This window comes from Methylobacterium sp. WL1, assembly GCF_008000895.1.
In the GTDB taxonomy this organism is placed as follows: Bacteria; Pseudomonadota; Alphaproteobacteria; order Rhizobiales; family Beijerinckiaceae; genus Methylobacterium.
Genome location: NZ_CP042823.1, coordinates 3,498,896 through 3,519,843 on the forward strand (window position 1 = coordinate 3,498,896; position 20,948 = coordinate 3,519,843).

The window sequence follows — 20,948 nt, forward strand, 5'->3', positions numbered from 1 at the left end:
CGCTGCAGGGCCGCGTGCTGGCGGCGCACAGCGCGACCCTGGCGCTGGAGGCTGGTGCGCCGACCACAAGCTCGCCGGCGACCCGCATCTCGTCGCCCGGCGCATGGACGTGGCCGACAAGCCGCTCAGCGCCGCCCAGCGTGCCCGCCTGGCGATCGGCCCCGACGAGCCCGTGCGTTACCGCCGGGTCCGGCTGGCCTGCGGCGACCGGGTGCTATCGGAGGCGGACAACTGGTACGTCCCGGCGCGCCTGACGCCCGAGATGAACGCGACCCTCGACGGCACCCGCACGCCCTTCGGCCGGGTGGTGCGCCCCCTGGAGCCGACCCGGCAGACCATCGCGGTCCGCCCCTTCGCGCAGCCGGCGGCACCCGGCCCCGACGACAAGCTGTTCGAGATCGACGCCGTGCTCTCCACCGGGGCCGGACAACCGTTCTGCGAGGTCGCCGAGACCTATCTGGGCGGTGCGCTGCCCGAAGCGTCGCGGTAAGACGGCGTCCCACAGAATCGGTTCGGGAGGATGAGGATGCGGCGTTCGGTTTCGGCGCTACTTGCGGTCTCGGCGGCACTGGCGGCTCTGGCGGCCGGCGGTCCGGCCCTGGCGGCCGATCCGGCGGGCCTCTGGCTGACCGAGACCGGCAGCTCCCGGGTGAAGGTCACCCCCTGCGGCGGCGGCTATTGCGGCACCATCGTCAGCGCCCCCGGCAAGGCGCTGGACGCCAAGAACCCGGACCCGGCCTTGCGGGTCCGCAGCGTCGTCGGCGTGCAGATCCTGAACGCCCCCCAGGCGGACGGATCGGGCTACAGCGGCTCTCTCTACAACCCGAACGACGGGAAGACCTATTCCGGCGCGCTGCGGCTGACCGGCCCGAACGCCCTCGAAGTCTCGGGGTGCGTGATGAGCGTGTTCTGCAAGCGCCAGACCTGGACGCGGGTGAACTGACCCGCTTCGTGACCCGGACGATTCGCGCCGCCGCCCGCGCAACCTGTTTGGTCGGACCGGCCTCCGCCCGAGTGATCGCATCCCCGACCGGCACCGTGGTCGTCGTGCCGCCCGGCCCCCCGGGGTGGTGACGCCGCAATCGAACGCCACCGGTGCCGAGAGCGCCCTCGCCGACTCGCCGACGGGACGGCCGGCGGCCTCGATCTCCAACGATTCCGCCGCGGCCGGCAACGCCAACCAGCCCTCGCAGGTCGCCCCCCCCAGGGCGGAGGGGGCGCCTCGAACCTAAGTGGTTCGTAGGCTTCAAGAAGTTTTGAGCGTTCTGGAGCCCTCCTTCGAGGGCTTCGCTGCGCTACGCCACCTCGCGATGAGGCCGTGGGCGGGACCGTCCCGCCTCAAGCCGCGTCGGTCAGCGCCTGCTCGATCGCGTCGAGCGCCGCCTCGGCACCGGCACCGTTGGGGCCGCCGGCCTGAGCCATGTCGCGACGGCCGCCGCCACCCTTGCCGCCGAGCGCGCCCGCCCCGGCCCGCACCAGCCCGACCGCGTCGTAACGGCCGGTCAGGTCCTCGGTGACGCCGACCACGAGGCCCGCCTTGCCGTCGGCCGCGACCCCGACGATCGCCACGATGCCGGAGCCCAGGCGCTTCTTCTCCTCGTCGATGATCGGCTTGAGGTCGCGCATGTCGAGCCCCTCGACCACCGAGCGCCGGAATGCCACGCCGCCGATCTCGCTCTGGCGGGCGTTGGACCCCGATCCGGTCTCACCACCCATCGCCAGCTTGCGCCTTGTGTCGGCGAGCTCCCGCTCCAGGCGACGCTTGTCCTCCATCAGCGCGGTGAGGCGGTCTGGCGCCTCCGCGACCGGGGCCTTCAGGATGCCGGCCAGCGCGGCCAGCGTGCGGGCCTCCTCGGCCCGGTGGCGGCGCGCCGCGTCAGCGGTAAGCGCCTCGATCCGGCGGACGCCGGCCCCGACCGCGCTGTCGCTGACGATGGTGATCGCCCCGATATCGCCGGTGCGCCCGGCATGGGTGCCGCCGCACAGCTCGATGGAGAAGTTCTTGAGCCGGCCGCGGTCGGTCTCGGCGCCGGACGCGTCCACCGGCAGGCCCATCGAGACGACCCGGACCTCGTCGCCGTACTTCTCGCCGAACAGGGCCCGGGCGCCGGACGCGATGGCGTCGTCCACGGCCATCAGCTTGGTCACCACCGGGGCGTTCTGGAGCAGCACCGCGTTGGCGATGTCCTCGACCCGGGCCAGCTCGTCCGCCTCGATCGGCTTCGGATGGCTGATGTCGAAGCGCAGCCGCTCCGGGCTGACGAGAGAGCCCTTCTGGGCGACGTGGTCGCCGAGAACCTGCCGCAGGGCCTCGTGCAGGAGGTGCGTGGCCGAGTGGTTGGCACGGATCGCCTTGCGGCGGGCGTGGTCGACCTTCAGCTCCACGGCCTGTTCGAGCCCGAGGGTACCCGCCTCCACGCTGACGTGGTGGACGAACAGGTCCCCGAGCTTCTTCTCGGTTCCGGTGACGCGGACCTTCAGGCCCGCCGCCAGGATCAGGCCGGTATCGCCGACCTGTCCGCCGGATTCGGCGTAGAACGGCGTCTGGTTGACCAGCGCGAGGCCGGTCTGCCCCGCCTCGAGGCTCTTCACCTCGGCGCCGTCGCGCAGCAGCGCGGTCACGATGCCCTCGGCGGCCTCGGTCTCGTAACCCAGGAACTCGGTGGCGCCGACGCGCTCGCGGATGCCGAACCAGACCGTCTCGGTGGCGGCCTCGCCGGAGCCCTTCCAGGCCTCGCGCGCCGCCTGCTTCTGGCGCTGCATCGCGGCCGTGAACGCCTCGGTGTCGACCCCGATGCCCCGGGCCTTGAGGGCGTCCTGGGTGAGGTCGAGGGGGAAGCCGTAGGTGTCGTACAGGGTGAAGGCGGTGTCGCCCGAGAGGTTTTCGCCGGCCTTGAGATCGCGCGTCTCGGAATCGAGGATCGATAGACCCCGTTCCAGGGTGCGGCGGAAGCGGGTCTCCTCCAGCTTCAGGGTCTCGCCAATCAGCGCCTCGGCGCGCATCAACTCGGGATAGGCTTGGCCCATCTCGCGCACCAGCGTCGGCACCAGGCGGTACATGGTCGGCTCGCGGGCGCCGAGGATCTCGGCATGCCGCATGGCCCGGCGCATGATCCGGCGCAGCACGTAGCCGCGCCCCTCGTTGCCCGGCAGCACACCGTCGGCGACCAGGAACGAGGCGGCGCGCAGGTGGTCGGCGATCACCCGGTAGGACGCCATCGTGGCGGGCTCGGGCGCCCGCGAGACGGCGTGCGCCACGGCGTCGATCAGCGCCTTGAACAGGTCCGTGTCGTAGTTCGAGTGCACGCCCTGGAGGATCGCGGCCATGCGCTCCAGGCCCATGCCGGTATCGATCGAGGGCCGGGGCAGCGGGTTGCGCACCCCCGGCTCCAGCTGCTCGTACTGCATGAACACGAGGTTCCAGAACTCGAGGAAGCGGTCGCCGTCCTCGTCCGGGGAGCCGGGCGGTCCGCCCTGGAGCGCCGGGCCCTGGTCGATGAAGATCTCCGAGCACGGGCCACAGGGGCCGGTGTCGCCCATCTGCCAGAAGTTGTCGGAGGTCCCGATCCGGATGATCTTCTCATCCGGGAAGCCGGCGATCTTTTTCCACAGGTTCGCGGCCTCGTCGTCGTCGGCGTAGACGGTGACGAGCAGCCGGTCGGGCTTGAGGCCGAATTCCTTGGTGATCAGCGTCCAGGCCAGCTCGATCGCGCGGTCCTTGAAGTAGTCGCCGAACGAGAAGTTGCCGAGCATCTCGAAGAACGTGTGATGGCGCGCGGTATAGCCGACGTTGTCCAGGTCGTTGTGCTTGCCGCCGGCCCGCACGCATTTCTGCGCCGTGGTGGCCCGGTCGTAGCCGCGCTTCTCGATGCCCGTGAAGACGTTCTTGAACTGCACCATGCCGGCGTTCGTGAACATCAGCGTGGGATCGTTCTTCGGAACGAGGCTCGAGGAGGGCACGGCCTCGTGTCCCGCACGCGCGAAGAAGTCGAGGAAGGTCGACCGGATCTCGTTGACGCCGCTCATCGGGGCAGAACTCTAAGCAGGGCTCAAGGGACTGGGCCGCCACCCGTTTCAGGCGCGACCCGCATGCCGCCCTCTTAAGGACGGATCAGGCCCAAGTCACGGGCGCCCCGCCGCGAAATCACCCCGGCCCGCCCCATCGCCGCCACAAGCACGGCCGTGTTGTCGCCACATCTGTCAAGCGATGGTGTGTCCGTGGCGCCGTCAAGGGCGCGTGAGGATTCGGGTAGACGATGCAGGGCCGCACGGTCGGATCGCCGAGGAACGTCACGGGTCAGCAGGGCCGGTTCGGCTCCGGCCGGGCCGATGCCATCACCGCACAGCCGATGCTCGGCCGTGCCCACGGGAGCGTCCCGGCGCTGGCCCGCTCGGTGCTGACGATATCGCTGATCGCCGGCGGCCTCAGCGCCGCGCTGATCGGCTCGGGGGTCGATCTCGGCAAGGTCGGGCTGAGCCAGGCGGTCTCCTCCGCGCAGGCCGCCACCGAGCCGCCGATGCCGCGCCCGCGCATCCACACCGTCGCTCTCAGCGAGGAGCTGGAGCGGACCCCGCTGCGCGCGTCTGCGAGCTTTGCCGCCGTGCACGACCTCGACACCGCCGTAGGCTCCAACGGCGTCGACCGCGTGTCCTACGATTTCCTGCTCTCGGAGAGCGCCGGCGGCGACCCGAACGACATCCTCGAATTCGGCCCGATGAAGATCCGGCGCCACCTGGTGCAGACGATCGTGCGGGCCGCCCAGGCGGTGCAGACCGACCCGGTCCTGCTCATGGCGGTGGCCGACAAGGAGTCGAGCTTCGTCACCGCGGTCCAGGCCAAGACCTCCTCGGCCACAGGCCTCTATCAGTTCATCGAGCGCACCTGGCTCGGCGTGGTCCGCGACTTCGGCGCCAAGTACGGGCTGGAGAAGGAGGCCGCGCTGGTCACCGCCGACGCCAACGACCGGCCGGCGATCACCGACGCCGCCGAGCGCGCCCGGGTGCTCGAGTTGCGCCGCGACCCTTATCTCTCGGCGCTGATGGCCGGCGAGATGCTGAAGCGCGACGCCGGCCGCATCGCCCAGCGCATCGGCCGCGAACTCACCCTCGGCGAGGTCTACCTCGCCCACTTCCTGGGCGCGGACGATGCCGGGGAGTTCCTGGCCAACGTCGTCAACAAGCCGGCCGCCGCCGCGGCCGTGCTGCTGCCCGGCCCGGCCCGGGCCAACCGCTCGATCTTCTTCGCCGCCGGACGCTTCGTCGGCCGCGGCCGGCACCGCAAGCCGGCCAGCCTCTCGGTGGCGCAGGTCCACGAGAAGTTCGAGGCGATGATGAGCACCCGCGGCACGCGGTACCAGAACGTCCAGGCGGTCTCGGGGATCATGGCCTACGCGGACGCCGCCACCGGCGTCGCCACGCAGTAACAGCACGGCGAGCGGGCCTCTATTCGCGGTCTCGCGCGCAACTCCCGGCGTCCCGTCGACGTTCGTCCACAAGCGCCGCGCTCACCTGCGGCGTGACACGGAGACTTCGGGGGAAGTTCTTGAGAAAGCCTCTGACGGGCACGGCCGCGCCGCTCACCGATACGCTCTCGCCGAGCAGCATGCCGCTCGACCAGATCGGGCAGACGCTGGCGTCGATCTACGACGACCTCATGTCGGAGGGCGTGCCGGAACACCTTGCCGCCCTGGTGCGCCGGGTGCGGCAGGCCGAGGTCGAGCCGTCCGTCGCTCCGACGCCGAGCCCGCAGGCCGCCGAGGCGGCGAGCCCGCGCCTGGCGCTGGTGGTCGAGGACGACCCGCAGCTGCGCGCGCTGGCCGAGACTCTGCTGGAGGAGACCGAGCTCGAGGTCGTCGGCTGCGACAGCGCCGAGGCCGCCCTGGTCGTGCTCCAGGCCCGCGGCGGCGACGTCGCCCTGGTCTTCGCCGACATCCAGCTCGCGGGCGCCATGACCGGTCTTCAGCTCGCCCGCGCGGTGGCGACCCTGTGGCCCCGGGCCCGCCTGGTGGTCACCACCGGCCAGGGCGGCCGCCGGCCGGACCTGCCGAGCGAAGCGGTGTTCATCGCAAAGCCCTGGCGCCCCTTCGACGTGCTGGTGGAGGCCGAGCGGGCGACCACGGATCCGGCACCGCCGGTCACCTGAGACGGCGACAGGCCCGGCCCTTGCATTGACGGTCGACGTATCGGCGCGAGGAGCCTCCAGTTTGCCGATCCTGTCCGTCCGTCACCGCACGGTCTACCGGTACCGGCGCCCGGTCGCCTTCGGCGAGCACCGGATCATGTTCCGGCCCCGGGACAGCTACGACCAGCGCCTGATCGAGGCCTCACTCGAGATCACACCCGAGCCCACGGCCCTGCGCTGGATGTTCGACGTGTTCGGCAATTGCGTCGCGGTGGCGACCTTCGGGGGCCGGGCCGAGACCCTGACCTTCGTGTGCGGGATCACCCTCGACCACACCCCCGAGCACGCCCCGGTCTTCCCGCTGGCGCCCCACGCCACCCATTACCCGTTCGGGTACGGGGTCGAGGACATGCCCGACCTGTCGCGGTCGATCGAGCGGCAATGGCCCGATCCGCGCCACGAGGTCGATGCCTGGGCGCGCAGCTTCATCCCGGCCGACGGCCGGATCCCGACCCAGGAGCTGCTCGCCGACATGACCCGGAGCGTGCGGGCGAACTTCACCTACCTCGCCCGCTCCGAGAAGGGCGTGCAGGAGCCGCTGACGACTCTGCGCAGCAAGCGCGGCTCGTGCCGGGACTTCGCGGTGCTGATGATGGAGGCGGTCCGGGCGCTCGGCATGGCCGCCCGGTTCGTCTCCGGATACCTGTATAACCCGCGCAACGACCGCGCCCGCCATGTCGGCGGCGGCTCGACCCATGCATGGCTGCAGGTCTACCTGCCGGGCGCCGGCTGGATCGAGTTCGACCCGACCAACGGGATCGTCGGCAACCGCGACCTGATCCGCGTGGCGGTGGCGCGCGATCCGGCGCAGGCCGTGCCGCTGCACGGCTCGTTCTTCGGGCTCGCCAGCGACGATCTCGGCATGCGGGTGGACGTCGACGTGGTCGAATTGCCTGACGACGAGGCACGAACACCAGGATTTGAAGCTCATCCGCCGATCGTGGCGCGTTGAGCCCGCGGATCCGGATGGAACATGCGGGGCGACCCGCCGGGGCGAGAGGACAGCAGGTGGCCGCGATGAAGATCAGGACGGGTTACGATATCGGCTTCAGCCTGACCCAGCCCACGCCCATGGTCCTGATGCTCAGCGTCCATCCCTCCCGGATGCCCGACCTGCTGACCCCGCAGGAGATCCGGTTCGATCCGTGGGTCCCGTCGCATACGTACCGGGACGTGTACGACAACGTCTGCCATCGCATCGTCGCGCCGCCCGGCCTGATGACGATCTCGGCCGACTTCACGATCCAGGATTCCGGGCTCCTCGACGCCTACGTCCCGGAGGCCCAGCAGATCCCGGTCCAGGACCTGCCGGACGACGTGATGGTCTTCCTGCTGGGCTCCCGCTACTGCGACACCGACAAGCTCTCCCAGACGGCCTGGTCGCTGTTCGGCAACACGCCCGAGGGCTGGGCCCGGGTGCAGGCGATCGTCGCCTACACGCACGAGCGCATCCGGTTCGACTACCAGCGCGCCGACGCGACCCGCACCGCCCATGACGGCTTCATGCAGCGCGAGGGCGTCTGCCGCGACTTCGCGCATCTCGCGGTGGCGTTCTGCCGGTGCATGAACATCCCGGCCCGCTACGCCACCGGCTACCTCGGCGACATCGGCGTGCCGAAGGACCCGGCGCCGATGGATTTCTCCGCCTGGTTCGAGGTCTACCTCCAGGGACCCGACGGCCCGCGCTGGTACACGTTCGACGCGAGGCACAATCGCCAGCGGATCGGCCGCATCGTCATGGCCCGGGGCCGCGATGCCACCGACTGCGCGATCTCGACCAATTTCGGCTACGCCCACCTGGCGCGCTTCGACGTCCACACCGACGAGGTCGCGTGACGCGTCGGTGATCACGAACGATGGTTACTGATGTTCGGAGCGGGGCGATGCAGAGCGCAGAGTGTGGCGCGCGGCACGCGCGAACCCGCTTACGTATTCCAACGTCAGCGAAAATCTTCTTCGGCGGGTGGAACTGCCAACCTATGCTCACGCTTGTAATAGCAAAGGTTATCGCACAGGCAGGCACACCATGAAGACCTCGGCCACCGCCCTCGCGGCGCTCCTTGCCGCAACTGTTCTGTCCGCCGCGCCGGCGCTGGCCGCCCCGGCCTACGATCCCTTCGGCACCAACGGCGCCGAGGAGTATTACTCGGATCCGGGCCAGTACGGGTACCAGGGCACCCCGGGCTACGGCCAGGGCGTGCAGGACGCGCCGCAGGCGCAGGTCCAGCCGATCCCCCGCGAGATCGTGGCGTTCAACGCCCCCTACGCACCGGGCACGATCGTAGTCTCCACCGCCGAGCGCCGCCTGTACTACGTGATGGGTAACGGCGAGGCGATCCGCTACGGCGTCGGCGTCGGCCGGCCGGGCTTCAGCTGGAGCGGCGTCAACAAGGTCACCGCCAAGCGCGAGTGGCCGTCCTGGACGCCCCCGAAGGCCATGATCGCCCGCCGCCCCGACCTGCCGCGCTACATGGCCGGCGGCATCGAGAACCCGCTCGGCGCCCGCGCCATGTATATCGGCAGCACCGAATACCGCATCCACGGCTCCAACGAGCCGGACACGATCGGCCAGGCGGTGTCTTCGGGCTGCATCCGGATGACCAACGACGATGTCACCGATCTGTACGAGCGTGTGAAGGTCGGCGCCAAGGTCGTCGTGCTGAACTGAGCTGACGACGGATCCGGATCTTCGGTACCCGCCTCATCGTGAGGCTGAAGGTGAGATGATTTGGGCGCACAGAGCTTTCTAGGCATGAAGCCGGCCGGTCACCGTCGTGACCGGCCGGCTTTTTCGTTGCCGAGCACCTGTCGGCGCAGCATCGTCGCCGGGACGACGCGTCGTCGTCTGGACGACCGCCCGCATAACGGTAAGTCTCCGCGCTTCCACCTCGGCCCAAAACCATCCCTCGACCCCGGCCGTCGCGGATAGCGGACGGAACGAGGCTCAGCGCGCTTCGTCGCCGTCCAAGATCGGTCGCCGCACGGGGGCATCGAAACAGGTCCGGTCGAGGTCGATCTCGAAATCGACCGCATCGGACCTCAAGACGCCTTCTGGTGCGGTCGAAACATGAAGGCGCCACCCCTCATCCGTCCGCTCAAAGGGTACGACGCGCATCTGGTCCCGGTAGATCGGAGCGACGTGGCGCGGCGTCGGCAGGGACTTGTAGAACTTGAGCTTGCCGCCCCTGTCATAGTCCATCGCCGAGGGCGACAGCACTTCGACCACCGCGAGCGGCCGAAGAGCCGCGGCCAGGGGGCGATGGCAACCCACCGTCGTTGAAGGACCATCGGGGCCGCGGCGTCGGACTGTGCCTACCGCGGCCCGCCACCCCGACGCAGGGCGACCTCCTGGCCCTGACTGTCGAGGGCCCCGGAGGGGTGCAAACAATCCAAATGACCTATCCCGTTGGTTTCGATCGGGTATCAGGCTGATTGGACGCCGGCTCAGCAAGCGTCGCAGATGCTGCCGAGGACGGGGTCGAGATCCTTCTGGCGCGTCGTCCAAGCGTTCGGATCGTGCAGGGGAGCCGCCGCGCGCCCCGGCGGAACCGTCTGGCCCACCGACGAGCGGTAGGGCGCGTTCACGGTCGTCTCGGGCCCGCCGCCCGTGCCGGTGACGGGGTCGGCCTGCGCCGCATCGAGGCACGCCGGCGACGCGATCAGGCCGAGGATCAGTCCGGCTCGCTTCAGGCTCGTGCGTGTCATGGCGCGACGGCTCCTCAATGCCCTTCGGGTTGATGGCGAAGTCTTCCATCAAGAGGCCGCCATCGCTCATGGCGGCTGCGACGCGCTCCCCCTCCCAAGCGCGGGAGGGTTGGGGTGAGAGACGCGCCGCTCACGCCGGGGTCGCACCCATCACGCTGTTCCGATCCCGGGCGGGGGACGGGTCCCGCGACCGATCAGCAGCGGTTTCCACCGGCGGTCTGGCCGTACTGCTTCACGGGACGCGTCTGCTGGTTGGCGTTGCCCTCGGCCGCCGAGCTCATCGGACAGCCCTCGTAGTAGGGGTTGTCGTGGACGCCGAGGCCGAGCGAATGCGTGGCTTCGACGTCGTAGGGCGCAAAGCCGGTCCAGCGGGCACCGTTATCGGCCATGGCAGACGAGACCGGGGCAACGCCAAGGAGAAGGGCGGTGACGGCGGCGGCGATACGGGTCTTCATAAATAAACTCACGCTCTTACAAGTACGGTTCGATTGGTCGAACCCGCTTCCTCTTGCTTGAGACTGATATGGGGACGCCAACGCCATCGTGACGTGCCGGCGCGCACGCACCGGTGGGGATTAAAAGTTGGCGGCGCCTTATCGCGACTGCACGCGTATTGCGCCGCCATTTTACAACTTTTGATAATGCCGCGTGCCGCGCGTGTATCGGAACGGCGGCGTCAGGCGAACACGGCGATCGTGGGCTTCGACAGGTTCCGCCCGTGGAGTCCGGATCGGCGCCCCGTCCATGCATCGCACCGATCGTTCCGGTTCTCCGATGCGAAGCCCGGACTGAGAACGCGCCTTATCCCGCGTTCACCACATCTCGATGAAGGCTAGAGAACCTTTGCCCGCACCGTGGTGACGACGATCTCGGCCACGATCACCACCGCGAAAATTGCGGCCAGCACCACGGCGACCTGATCCCAGTAGAGCAGATTCAGCGCCGTATCGAGCGCGACCCCGATGCCGCCTGCCCCGACCAGGCCGAGGACGGCGGATTCGCGGATGTTGATGTCCCACCGGAACAGCGCGATCGACCAGAAGGCCGGCTTCACCTGCGGCCAGTAGCCCATCAGCAGCGTGGCCCGCCGCCCCGCGCCCGCAGCCTGCAGGGCCTCGATCGAGCCGCGGTTCGATTCCTCCAGCGCCTCGGCCAGGAGCTTGCCGGTGAAGCCCACCGAGCGCAGGGCGATCGCCAGCGTTCCGGCGAGCGGTCCCGGGCCGAACACCGCCACGAACAGCAGCGCCCAGACCAGGGAATTCACAGACCGGGAGGTCACGAACACGAACTTGGCGAACAGGTTCAGGGGGAGGCTGGGGGTGATGTTGCGGGCGGCGAGCAGCCCGATCGGCACTGCGATCACGATGGCGATCAGCGTGCCCAGCGTAGCGATGTGCAGGGTCTCCACCAGCGCGCGCAGCGTCGGCCCGATATAGCCGGCATCCATCGGCCACATCCGGCCGAACAGGTCGGCCATCTGGTCGGGGGCGTCGTAGAGGAACTCCGGGATCACCTCGATCGTGCGCAGGCTCGCCACGAAGGCGGCCACGGCGAACAGCGTGAAGGCGAGCCGTGCCACGCGCTTCCACGGCGAGAAGCGCTGCCAGCGCCGCGGGGGGGCCGCCAAGGCCGTGCCGGCGCTCACTGGAACACCTTCCGGGCCCAGCCCGAGACGATCTCGGCCACCATGATCAGCGCCACGATGACGATCAGGATCGCCAGGACCACGTCGTAGTCGAAGCGCTGGTAGGCGGTGAACAGGGTCGCCCCGATGCCGCCGCCGCCGACGATCCCGACCATGGTCGAGTTCCGCAGGTTGGAATCGAGCTGGTAGGTCGCGAAGCCGATGAAGCGCGGCAACACCTGCGGCTGCACGCCCATGATCAGCGTCGACAGGAACCCGGCGCCGGTGGCCCGCACTGCCTCGACCTGCTTCAGGGAGATCTCCTCGATCGCCTCGGCGAACAGCTTGGCGATGAAGCCGACGGACGCGACGATCAGCGCCATCACGCCGGCCAGCGCCCCGAAGCCGATCGCCTTCACGAACAGGATCGCCACGATGATCGGGTGGAACGACCGGCACAGGGCGATCAGCGCCCGGGTCGGCCACGTCACCCAGGCCGGCATCAGGTTGCGGGCGGCCAGGAAGCCGATCGGCAGGGCGATCACGATCCCGATCACGGTGGCGATCACGGCGATCTGCACGCTCTCGACGATGCCGGACTGGATCAGCTCCCACCGGGAGAAGTTCGGCGGGAACATCCGGGCCAGGAATTGCCGGCCGTGGGTGAGCCCGGTGGCGAAGCGCTCGGGGGCGAAGCCGAGCTGGCTGGCGGCATACACCGCGTAGGCCGCAAGCAGCAGCCAGCCGGCCCGGGCGGTCCAGTTGGGGCGGAAGGCGACGCGGGCGGCCGCGCTCCGGTCGGCCGGTTGGGGGACGGCGCTCATTCGAGCCAGTTCTCGCCGCCGTAGATGCCGCGCAGGTCGCGCTCGCTCAGGCGATCGGGCGGCCCGTCATAGACGACGTGCCCGCCCGACATGCCGACGATCCGCGTGGCGAAGCGCTGGGCCAGCGCCACGTTGTGGATGTTGACCACCACCGGCACCCCGCGCTCGGCCGCGAGCCGGGACAGGATCTCCATGATCTCCACCGAGCTCTTGGGGTCGAGCGACGAGGTCGGCTCGTCGGCCAGCACGATCTCGGGCTCCTGCATGATCGCCCGTGCGATGCCGACCCGCTGGCGCTGGCCGCCCGACAGGGCGTCGGCCCGGCGCGTGGCGAAGCCGGAGAGCCCGACGGACTCGAGGAGATCGAAGGCGCGCTGGATATCGGCCTCGGGGAACCGGCGCAGCCACGCCCGCCAGACCGGCACGTAGCCGAGGCGCCCGCACAACAGGTTCTCCATCACGGAGAGGCGCTCGACCAGGTTGTATTCCTGGAACACCATGCCGATCCGCCGCCGCGCCCGGCGCAGGGGGCGGCCGGACAGCTTGGCCAAGTCCTCGCCGCGGAACAGGATCTCGCCCGCGGTGGGCTGCACCAATCGGTTGATGCACCGGATCAGCGTGCTCTTGCCGGTGCCGGACGGCCCGATGATGGCGGTGAGGCCCGTGCCCGGCACCACCAGGTCGATGCCCCGCAGGACCGGCTGCCCGGCCCGGTATTCCTTGACGAGCCCGCGGATCACCAGGGCGCGCGGATCCTCCGCCCGCACCTCGGTCCCGGGCGCGCGCAGCGCAGCGGACGCGGTCACGGCTTGGGCGCGCCTTCGGCCTTCTTGCGCGCGGCCTCGGCCTCGCGGGCGGCCTCGCGCTCGTAGGCCGCCTTGTTGTAGGGCGTGCCCGACTCCTCCGCGACCTTGCGCACGATAGCCCAGTCCTTGAGGTAGGTGATCGGCGCGAACCGGTCATCGCCCTCGAAATCCTTCACCATGTCGGGCGGGAAGCGGAAGTCGTAGAAGCATTGCTTCAGCTTCTCGGCGAGTTCCGGCTTGAGATCGTGCGCGTAGGCGAAGCCGGAACTCGGAAACTTCTCGCTGGTGTAGATCACGCGGTAATCGTCGCCCTTGATCGTGCCGCGGGCGACCATCCGGTTGAACACGTCGGAGGCCACGGGCGCGGCGTCGTAATCGCCGGTGCCGACGCCGAGCGCCGACTTGTCGTGACCGCCCGAATAGACGATCTTGTAATCCTCGCCGGGCTTGAGGCCCTGCTCGGGGAACAGCGCCTTCGGGGCGAGGTTTCCGGAATTCGACGACGGGGCAGTGTGGGCGACGCGCTTGCCCTTGAGGTCGGCGAGCGTCTTATACGGGCTGCTCGCCTTCACGACGACGATCAGGTTGTAGCCCTCGGCCCCCTTCTCGGTGCCCTTGGCGGCGAACGGCACCGCGCCCGCCATGTTCACGGCAAAGCCCAGCGGCCCGGTGGAGAAGCCCGCCACCGTCAGCCGCCCCGAGCGCATCGCCTCGATCTCGGCCGAGTTCGACTGGACCGGATAGTAGACGACGCGCTTGCCGGTGCATTGCGACAGGTGGGCGGTGAACGGCTTGAACGCGTTCTCGTAGACCGCCGGGTCCTCGACCGGCGTGTAGGCGAACACGATGACGCTCGGATCGCGGGTCTTGGCCGGGATGTCGGCGACGAGATCCTGGTTCGTGTCGCAATAGGTGTCGTCGAGCTGGCCGCGATTGGCGCATTCGGCGGCCCGCGCCGGCGACAGCGAGCCGAGTCCGCAGAGCAGCGCCAAGGCTGCGCCGTACCGAGCGAATGTCACGCGTCTCTCTCCCTGCGGGGCGGTGCCACGCGGCCCGCGCCGTCCCGTCGTCACCCGGTTAGGGCGACGTTTCCCTTGCCCAACTTGTAGGTGGCGGGCTTCGGATTACGCAAGGTGGGATGTGCGTGGGCGGCGAACGAAAGCCGGCTTATGACAGGGGCGACGGACGGCGTTTTGATGGAACGCGCCGATCCGCTCGACAGGACATTGCAGAGTCACGCATGACCCGATGCGGGTGGAATCTGCCTGCGGAAGTGCCAGGTTTTTCGCGCATCGGCTCGTGAAGGGCGCGCGTTGCCCCCTCCCCCGCAGAGGGGGGAGGGAGAGTCGCGGTGTCGCCCGTGCCTTCTGCGGTCCCCGAGGTGTGAATCCGACAGTTCGCGTGGGAGAGGAGACTCGCGCTTCATGCGCGAATTCCAGGCCCCGGAGACATTTGGGTGGAGGCGCAGCGGCGATCCTGTTGGGCTTGAAAACCCGCGTCCTCTCAGGGGACCACGCGGCCGACCGCGGTCTGCGGCGGGCTGAACGAGGCGATCGGGAGGTCGCAGAAGCAGCGGACCCCGAGGGGGCGCGGACCCGGAAGCGGGCATGCGAACGGCTTCGGCCCGGTGAGGCCCTGCTGAATGGCATCGCAATTGTAGCCGACCGGCTGGCGCTCACGGCGGCGCGGGGCGGGGCGATAGGGGCCCTCGTCGGCCGGATCGTCGTAACCCGGCGGCGGCGCACCATAGCCACCGCCGTACTGAGCCAGGGCGACGGAGCCCGGAAGCGCGGCGGCGAACGCCAAGGCGGCGAGGGTCAGCCGGAACGGGGCCCGCAGCCCGGATCGGCCGTGTGAGGTGAGGCGCATCCGTGATCCTTTCGCGCGACGCAGGCGCATCGTTCCTGCTCCGGCGGCTCTCGATGGCAATACCGGCGAAAACGAGACGGCCCGCCTCCGGGAAACCGGAAGCGGGCCGCAGAGACAGTTCAAAGCGCGGACGGCGTCAGTGCGACGAGCGGTCGGCGGCGTCCTGGGCGTTCTGAGTCGTCTGCCGGACGGCATCCTGGCCCTGCTCCATGGCCTTGCGGGTCTCGTCGGCGCTCTGCTGCATCGCCGTCTTGGCCCGCTCGGCGCCCTGCTGCATCGCACTCTGAGCGATGCCGCTGAACTCCTTCGCCTGCGCCTGGATGGCGGCGAATTGGCTGCGCACGAACTCGGCCTGATGCTGCATGGCCTCCTGCACGTCGCGCGAGCGGACCAGCTTCTGCGCCAAGTCGAACGCGGCGTTCACGTTCTGCTCGGCATATTCGAAGCCGCGGGACGAGACGTCCTGCGCATTGGTGCGGGCGACCTCGGCCGAACCCTGAACGGTGTCGGCGGTGCGGCGGGCCGCGCCGATGAAGCTATCGAACGCCTTGCGGGCCTGATCGACGCTCTTCTCGGCGAAGTCGCGCATCTCGGTCGGGACTTCGTAATTCGGGGGGTTGCTCATGGACGTCTCCTCTCAATTCGGCTGTTGATGGCGCCTTGTGCACTGCACAATAACTGATTCGCCGCCATATGCCACCTGCGCCGTCATCATTAAGGTTGACATGACGTAAACGTGTGACGCTCGGCGCAAGAGTCCAGCGTCGCAACCCAGGTGGCTTTACAATAGGGGTACGGTTGGGCGTGTTTCTCGGGCAAAGCGGGCCGGGGGACGAGGGATCGGGCGTGGGTTCGGGGTCGCGGGCTTTGCAGACGAGACAGACATCGACCGCTGGAGCAGCCGAGGCCGACCTCGTCGCTGCGTTCGCGGCCTGGGCGCGCCTGCCCAGCCTGGCCGCCGCGCTGGCCGACCGAGACGGCCTTCATTTCGTGATCGACCCGGTCGACGGGCGGATCCTGCTCGCCTCCCCGGCGGGACAGGCCCTCTGCGCGGCACTCGGGCAGGCCGACCGCGCGACCCTCGCCGGTCATGTCGCCCGGGCCAACCCGCACGACACCGCGCCCCGGCTCGCGCGCCTCGCCCTCGACGCGAGGCGGATCGCCCCGCCAACGCTCTGCCAGGTCGTCCGCGGGACCCGAGACGACGGCCGGCCGGTCTTCCTGGTGATTCCGACAGCCCCGGTGAAGCTGCCGCGCCCACGACACGGTGTCCCGGCGGCGCGGCAGCCGGAGGCACCCGCGAGCGAACCGGCGCCCGCCGCCGTCCCGGTCGAGGCGCCAGCCCTGAACACGGGGGACCGCTTCCTGTGGCGCAGCGATGCCTCCGGGGCGGTGACGACGCTGACCGGGTCCGAGGGCCTCACCGGCCTCATCGGCCAGCGCTGGCAGGAGCTCGCCGGGACCGGCCGGATCACCGGCGCCGACGGGATGTTCGCGGCGCTTGCCGAACGCATGACCTTCCGCGCCGAGCCGGCCTGCCTGGATCTCGGCGACGGCCCGTTCCAGGTGGAGCTGTCCGGCGCACCACTGGGGCGGGGATGCGGCGTTCTCCGGCTTCGGCGGGTTCGGGCTGGTGCGCAGCGTGCCGGCAGCGCTGGGTTCGAAGGCGGCCACGGCCCCGATCGCGCCGGCCGCGGCTCCCGAGCGGTCGCCCGAGCCGGTGCCGGCGCCCGATGCCTCCGCCTTGTCCGTACCGGTGCCGACCGCGCCGGAACCCGCGAGCGTCGAGCCGGCGGCAGCCGAGGCTGTCCCCGCCGGCCGAGCTTCCGCCCCGATCCCGGCCGGGCCGAAGCCCGCGATCACCAGCGTGGAGAGGGCAACCGGAGGCGGCTGAGGAGCCGACCGAGACGCCGGCCGACGCCGCTCCCGCGCCCTCCGAGCCGTTCTCCGAGCCGCCTTCCCCTGCCGCAACCGTCGTCGAGCCGCCGCCGCTCTCGACCGACGAGCACGCCGCCTTCCGAGAGATCGCGCGGGCGCTCGGAGCCCGATACGCCGGCGACGACGCGGAGACCGACATCCCGGCACCCCGGGGCGGCGCGGTCATGCCGTTCCCCGGCCCGCATGCCGGTTCGCTCGCCGGCTCCCTTGTCGGCTCCCTTGCCGGTTCCATTCCTGGCTCCCTCGCCGACGGCCCGGAGGCCCGCGAACCCGCGGTCTCGCGCGATCCCGATTTCCTGGCCGGGCTGCCGCTGCCGACGCTGGTGCATCGCGACGGCGCGATCCTGGCGGCGAATCAGGCCGCCCTTGCGCTGACCGGCTACGCCGACGTTCCGGCACTCACGACGGCCGGCCTCGAGCGGCTGTTCCGTGGGGTGCCCCAGCCGGACGGTCCGGAGCCGGCCGCGCGGCGGACGGCCGTCGCGGCGGCCGACGGCAGCAGCCGGCCGGTCGAAGTGATGGGCGGCGCCTGCACCTGGGAAGGCCGGGCGGCGACCTGCCTGGTCCTGCGCCCCTCGACGAGGCCGACCCGGCCGGCGCGCTCACGGCCGAGCGGCTCGCGCGCGCCGCGCAAGCCGAACGCACCGCCGCCGCGGAAGCCGCCCTCGACGCGCTGGAGGCGGGCGTCCTGACCCTCGACGCCGCCGGCCGGATCGTGGCGCTGAACCGGGCGGCCGCCGAGCTGTTCGGCTGCGATCCCCGCGAGATCGTCGGCGGCAGCTTCGTCGCGCTGTTCGATCGGGGGAGCGTGCTGGCCGTGGCCGACGTCCTGCGCGCGGTGCGGCCGGTAGCCCGGGCTCGGTCTCTGTGGCCGGACGGGCGCTGACGCTCGGCGTCTCGCCCGCCCGGGACGACGGGCGCCGGGTCGCCGTCCTGAACGCCGCGCCGCCCCTTGCCGCCCAGATTGAGCCGAGCGCCGAGGGCCGACCGCGGCCTCCGGCGGCGGCCTCGACTCGGCGCTGGCGCGCCTGGATCGGGCCTTCCGGGGTCCGTTGACCGGGATGATCGAGCTGGCGGACGCGATGCTGAAGGAGCCGTTCGGCCCCCTCGGGGACGTGCGCTATCGCGGTTGCCTCGCCCAGATCCGGACATCGGGCGAGCTGATGCTGGAGCGCGTCGGCGAACTCCTCGACCTCGCCACCGTCGAGGCCGGTGCCCTGCGGCTCGATCCGCGCCGCATCGCGCTGAACGACGTGGTGGCCGGCTGCGTCGCGCGGCTCCAGAGCGAGGCCGCCCGCGGCCGGATCGTGGTGCGCACCAGCTTCTCCACCGACCTCGACGACCTGGAGGCCGACGAGCGCTCGGTCAGCCGGGCGGCCTGCCTCGTGATCGAGCACGCGATCCGGCGCTCGGTTGCGGGCGGACAGGTGATCGTCTCCACCGGCTCGACCGAGAGCGCGGCGATCGCCCTGCGGGTGCGAGATACCGGCGCCGGGGCAACGGTGCCCGCCGCCGGATCGGCCGGCGCTGTCGAGGACGGCCTCGCCCTGCCCCGTGCCCTGGTCGAGGCCAATGGCGGCCGTCTCAAGCTCTCGGCGCGGCCGGAGGACGGCACGCTTGTGGAGATCATCATGCCGACGCGGCGGGCGGCGAACGGGTGAGTTCGCCCCCCGGCGCACTCACCTGACCGTTTCCGCGAAGTATTCGGAAACACCCGGCCGCGGCTGACGTGCATGCCGCCAAGCTCCGCTTGACAGCGCATCGGCCGACCTTCACTCAAGCCTTAAATTGCGCCCAACTTATTTCCGCGTCTTTGTCGGCGGGGAAAGCGGCTTGGCGACGATACCGACATCGCACGATGTAGGCTACGTTACTTTGGAAGTCCTGGCTGCGCGGCCGACGCCGCGATACGATCGGGCACCAAACAGGGATGGAACGCCATGGAAGGCAAGGTCGTCGAGGTGCAGGCTGCGTGGCGTGAGGGTGCTCACGTCGACGACGCCCAATATCGCGCGCTGTACGAGGCGTCGGTCGCCGATCCGGACGCCTTCTGGGCCGAGCACGGCAAGCGCATCGATTGGATGACGCCCTTCACCAGGGTGAAGGACACGAGCTTCGAGCCCGGCAAGATCTCGATCAAGTGGTTCGAGGACGGCAAGACCAACGTCGCCTACAATTGCATCGACCGGCACCTGGAGACCCGCGGCGACCAGACCGCGATCATCTGGGAAGGCGACAACCCGGACGAATCCAAGCACATCACCTACCGGGAGCTGCACGCGCAGGTCTGCCGGATGGCCAACGTCCTGCGCAACCGCGGCGTCGGCAAGGGCGACCGCGTCACCCTCTACATGCCGATGATCCCCGAGGCCGCCTACGCGATGCTGGCCTGCGCGCGGCTCGGCGCGATCCACGCCATCGTGTTCGGCGGCTTCTCACCGGATTCGCTGGCATCGCGCATCCAGGGCTGCACCTCCAAGGTGGTGATCACCGCCGACGAGGGCCTGCGCGGCGGCCGCAAGGTGCCGCTGAAGGCCAATGTCGACGAGGCGATCAAGCGGATCGGCACCGATCTGGTCGAGCACGTGATCGTCGTGCGCCGCACCGGCGGCAGCATCGCCATGGAAGCGGGCCGCGACGTCTACTACGACGAGGCCGCCGAGCAGGTGACCGACCATTGCCCGGCCGAGCCGGTGGAGGCCGAGCACCCGCTGTTCATCCTCTACACGTCGGGCTCGACCGGCCAGCCGAAGGGCGTGGTGCACACCACCGGCGGCTACCTGGTCTACGCCTCGATGACCCACCAATACGTCTTCGATTACCGCGAGGGCGACGTGTACTGGTGCACGGCCGATGTCGGCTGGGTCACGGGCCACAGCTACATCGTGTACGGGCCGCTGGCCAACGGCGCGACCACGCTGATGTTCGAGGGCATCCCGACCTACCCGTCGACCTCCCGGTTCTGGGAGGTGGTCGACAAGCACAAGGTCAACATCTTCTACACCGCGCCGACCGCGATCCGCTCGCTGATGGGCGGCGGCGAAGGTCCGGTGAAGAAGACCTCGCGGGCCTCGCTGCGGGTGCTCGGCTCGGTCGGCGAGCCGATCAACCCGGAAGCCTGGGAATGGTACTACAATGTCGTCGGCGATCGGCGCTGCTCCATCGTCGACACGTGGTGGCAGACCGAGACCGGCGGTATCCTGATCACCCCGCTCCCGGGCGCCACAGCCCTGAAGCCGGGCTCGGCGACAAGGCCGTTCTTCGGCGTGAAGCCCGAGATGGTCGATGCCGAAGGCAAGGTTCTGCAGGGCCCGTGCGAGGGCAACCTCTGCATCGCGGATTCCTGGCCCGGCCAGATGCGCACGGTCTACGGCGACCATGAGCGGTTCGAGCAGACCTACTTCTCGACCTATCCGGGCAAGTACTTCACCGGCGACGGCGCCCGCCGGGACGCGGACGGCTATTACTGGATCACCGGCCGGGTCGACGACGTGATCAACGTCTCGGGCCACCGGATGGGCACCGCGGAGGTCGAATCCTCGCTGGTCGCCCACCCCAAGGTCGCCGAGGCGGCGGTGGTCGGCTACCCACACACCGTCAAAGGCCAGGGCATCTACGCCTACGTCACCCTTAACGACGGCGAGGAAGGCGACGACGCCCTGCGCAAGGAGCTCGTGACCTGGGTCCGCAAGGATATCGGGCCGATCGCCTCGCCGGACCTGATCCAGTTCGCCCCCGGCCTGCCCAAGACCCGCTCCGGCAAGATCATGCGCCGCATCCTGCGCAAGATCGCCGAGGACGATTTCGGCTCGCTGGGCGATACCTCGACCCTGGCCGAACCTGCCGTGGTCGAGGATCTGATCGAGAACCGGCAGAACCGGCCCTGATCGGCCGGACCGCGCAGGAACGACGAGGCGGGTGCCGGTCCGGCGCCCGTTACCAACACAAATCACGAACCTTGGTCTCAAGAGGAACCGGAGGGCCGAAGCGCCCTCGCGGGA

At 70.0% G+C, this 20,948-nt stretch carries 22 protein-coding genes; 11 read left to right on the top strand and 11 right to left on the bottom strand.

Annotation, left to right across the window (positions count from 1 at the left end; genetic code table 11):
* The first annotated feature begins 109 nt into the window (after nucleotides 1-109).
* Complete coding sequence (locus FVA80_RS17010; protein WP_348644580.1) at nucleotides 110-490, top strand: hypothetical protein; 381 nt, start codon at nucleotides 110-112, stop codon at nucleotides 488-490.
* 36 nt (nucleotides 491-526) lie between these two features.
* Nucleotides 527-943, top strand: coding sequence for a DUF2147 domain-containing protein (locus FVA80_RS17015; RefSeq protein ID WP_147909923.1), 417 nt, complete (start codon nucleotides 527-529; stop codon nucleotides 941-943).
* Between the two features lie 395 nt (nucleotides 944-1,338).
* Here the strand turns inward: FVA80_RS17015 and alaS are convergent, their stop codons facing one another.
* Nucleotides 1,339-4,026 carry an alanine--tRNA ligase gene (gene alaS, locus FVA80_RS17025; protein WP_147909924.1) on the bottom strand — a complete coding sequence of 896 codons (2,688 nt, stop codon included), beginning with the start codon at nucleotides 4,024-4,026 and terminating at the stop codon, nucleotides 1,339-1,341.
* A 230-nt stretch (nucleotides 4,027-4,256) separates the two neighbouring features.
* On the opposite strand from alaS, the gene FVA80_RS17030 reads away from it, so the two are divergent.
* From FVA80_RS17030 to FVA80_RS17050, 5 genes are all read left to right on the top strand, one after another.
* Complete coding sequence (locus tag FVA80_RS17030) at nucleotides 4,257-5,423, top strand: transglycosylase SLT domain-containing protein (protein WP_147909925.1); 1,167 nt, start codon at nucleotides 4,257-4,259, stop codon at nucleotides 5,421-5,423.
* Nucleotides 5,424-5,602: 179 nt separating this feature from the next.
* Entirely contained in the window at nucleotides 5,603-6,142 is a 540-nt protein-coding gene (locus FVA80_RS17035; protein ID WP_147909935.1) for a response regulator, read from the top strand.
* A 61-nt stretch (nucleotides 6,143-6,203) separates the two neighbouring features.
* The gene (locus FVA80_RS17040) at nucleotides 6,204-7,133 is read left to right on the top strand and encodes a transglutaminase family protein (RefSeq protein ID WP_147898787.1); all 930 of its coding nucleotides are present in this window, start codon (nucleotides 6,204-6,206) and stop codon (nucleotides 7,131-7,133) included.
* 65 nt (nucleotides 7,134-7,198) lie between these two features.
* The gene (locus tag FVA80_RS17045; protein ID WP_147909926.1) at nucleotides 7,199-8,017 is read left to right on the top strand and encodes a transglutaminase family protein; all 819 of its coding nucleotides are present in this window, start codon (nucleotides 7,199-7,201) and stop codon (nucleotides 8,015-8,017) included.
* Nucleotides 8,018-8,207: 190 nt separating this feature from the next.
* Nucleotides 8,208-8,849, top strand: coding sequence for a L,D-transpeptidase (locus FVA80_RS17050; protein WP_147909927.1), 642 nt, complete (start codon nucleotides 8,208-8,210; stop codon nucleotides 8,847-8,849).
* Nucleotides 8,850-9,125: 276 nt separating this feature from the next.
* Here FVA80_RS17050 and FVA80_RS17055 read toward each other — a convergent pair whose 3' ends face one another.
* The 10 genes from FVA80_RS17055 to FVA80_RS31970 all read right to left on the bottom strand — a co-directional run bounded on the left by FVA80_RS17055 (nucleotide 9,126) and on the right by FVA80_RS31970 (nucleotide 16,872).
* Nucleotides 9,126-9,407 carry a hypothetical protein gene (locus FVA80_RS17055; protein WP_246691992.1) on the bottom strand — a complete coding sequence of 94 codons (282 nt, stop codon included), beginning with the start codon at nucleotides 9,405-9,407 and terminating at the stop codon, nucleotides 9,126-9,128.
* 218 nt (nucleotides 9,408-9,625) lie between these two features.
* Nucleotides 9,626-9,886: a hypothetical protein gene (locus FVA80_RS17060; RefSeq protein ID WP_147909928.1), complete on the bottom strand. Its 261-nt coding sequence runs from the start codon at nucleotides 9,884-9,886 to the stop codon at nucleotides 9,626-9,628.
* A 194-nt stretch (nucleotides 9,887-10,080) separates the two neighbouring features.
* A complete protein-coding gene (locus FVA80_RS17065) occupies nucleotides 10,081-10,341 on the bottom strand; it encodes a hypothetical protein (protein WP_147909929.1) in 261 nt (86 codons plus the stop codon).
* 377 nt (nucleotides 10,342-10,718) lie between these two features.
* Nucleotides 10,719-11,531: a phosphonate ABC transporter, permease protein PhnE gene (gene phnE / locus FVA80_RS17070; RefSeq protein WP_147909930.1), complete on the bottom strand. Its 813-nt coding sequence runs from the start codon at nucleotides 11,529-11,531 to the stop codon at nucleotides 10,719-10,721.
* A complete protein-coding gene (gene phnE / locus FVA80_RS17075; protein WP_147909931.1) occupies nucleotides 11,528-12,334 on the bottom strand; it encodes a phosphonate ABC transporter, permease protein PhnE in 807 nt (268 codons plus the stop codon). The genes phnE (FVA80_RS17070) and phnE (FVA80_RS17075) overlap by 4 nt, the downstream gene beginning before the upstream one ends.
* Nucleotides 12,331-13,140: a phosphonate ABC transporter ATP-binding protein gene (gene phnC, locus FVA80_RS17080; protein ID WP_246691993.1), complete on the bottom strand. Its 810-nt coding sequence runs from the start codon at nucleotides 13,138-13,140 to the stop codon at nucleotides 12,331-12,333. The genes phnE (FVA80_RS17075) and phnC overlap by 4 nt, the downstream gene beginning before the upstream one ends.
* Complete coding sequence (gene phnD, locus FVA80_RS17085) at nucleotides 13,137-14,159, bottom strand: phosphate/phosphite/phosphonate ABC transporter substrate-binding protein (protein ID WP_147909932.1); 1,023 nt, start codon at nucleotides 14,157-14,159, stop codon at nucleotides 13,137-13,139. Before phnD ends, phnC begins: the two co-directional genes overlap by 4 nt.
* A gap of 484 nt (nucleotides 14,160-14,643) precedes the next feature.
* Nucleotides 14,644-15,009, bottom strand: a complete 366-nt coding sequence (locus FVA80_RS17090; protein ID WP_147909933.1) for a hypothetical protein — start codon at nucleotides 15,007-15,009, stop codon at nucleotides 14,644-14,646.
* Between the two features lie 136 nt (nucleotides 15,010-15,145).
* Complete coding sequence (locus FVA80_RS17095; RefSeq protein WP_147909934.1) at nucleotides 15,146-15,634, bottom strand: phasin; 489 nt, start codon at nucleotides 15,632-15,634, stop codon at nucleotides 15,146-15,148.
* Between the two features lie 89 nt (nucleotides 15,635-15,723).
* On the bottom strand, nucleotides 15,724-16,872 hold the full coding sequence (locus FVA80_RS31970) for a hypothetical protein (RefSeq protein ID WP_281408652.1): 1,149 nt from the start codon (nucleotides 16,870-16,872) through the stop codon (nucleotides 15,724-15,726).
* A 239-nt stretch (nucleotides 16,873-17,111) separates the two neighbouring features.
* Between FVA80_RS31970 and FVA80_RS31975 the strand changes: the two genes are divergently transcribed.
* The 4 genes from FVA80_RS31975 to acs all read left to right on the top strand — a co-directional run bounded on the left by FVA80_RS31975 (nucleotide 17,112) and on the right by acs (nucleotide 20,834).
* Entirely contained in the window at nucleotides 17,112-17,639 is a 528-nt protein-coding gene (locus FVA80_RS31975) for a hypothetical protein (protein ID WP_281408653.1), read from the top strand.
* 23 nt (nucleotides 17,640-17,662) lie between these two features.
* Complete coding sequence (locus FVA80_RS31980) at nucleotides 17,663-17,833, top strand: PAS domain-containing protein (protein WP_281408654.1); 171 nt, start codon at nucleotides 17,663-17,665, stop codon at nucleotides 17,831-17,833.
* A gap of 175 nt (nucleotides 17,834-18,008) precedes the next feature.
* Nucleotides 18,009-18,608 carry a hypothetical protein gene (locus FVA80_RS31985; protein WP_281408655.1) on the top strand — a complete coding sequence of 200 codons (600 nt, stop codon included), beginning with the start codon at nucleotides 18,009-18,011 and terminating at the stop codon, nucleotides 18,606-18,608.
* A 279-nt stretch (nucleotides 18,609-18,887) separates the two neighbouring features.
* Nucleotides 18,888-20,834: an acetate--CoA ligase gene (gene acs / locus FVA80_RS17110; protein WP_147909858.1), complete on the top strand. Its 1,947-nt coding sequence runs from the start codon at nucleotides 18,888-18,890 to the stop codon at nucleotides 20,832-20,834.
* Nucleotides 20,835-20,948 lie beyond the last annotated feature (114 nt).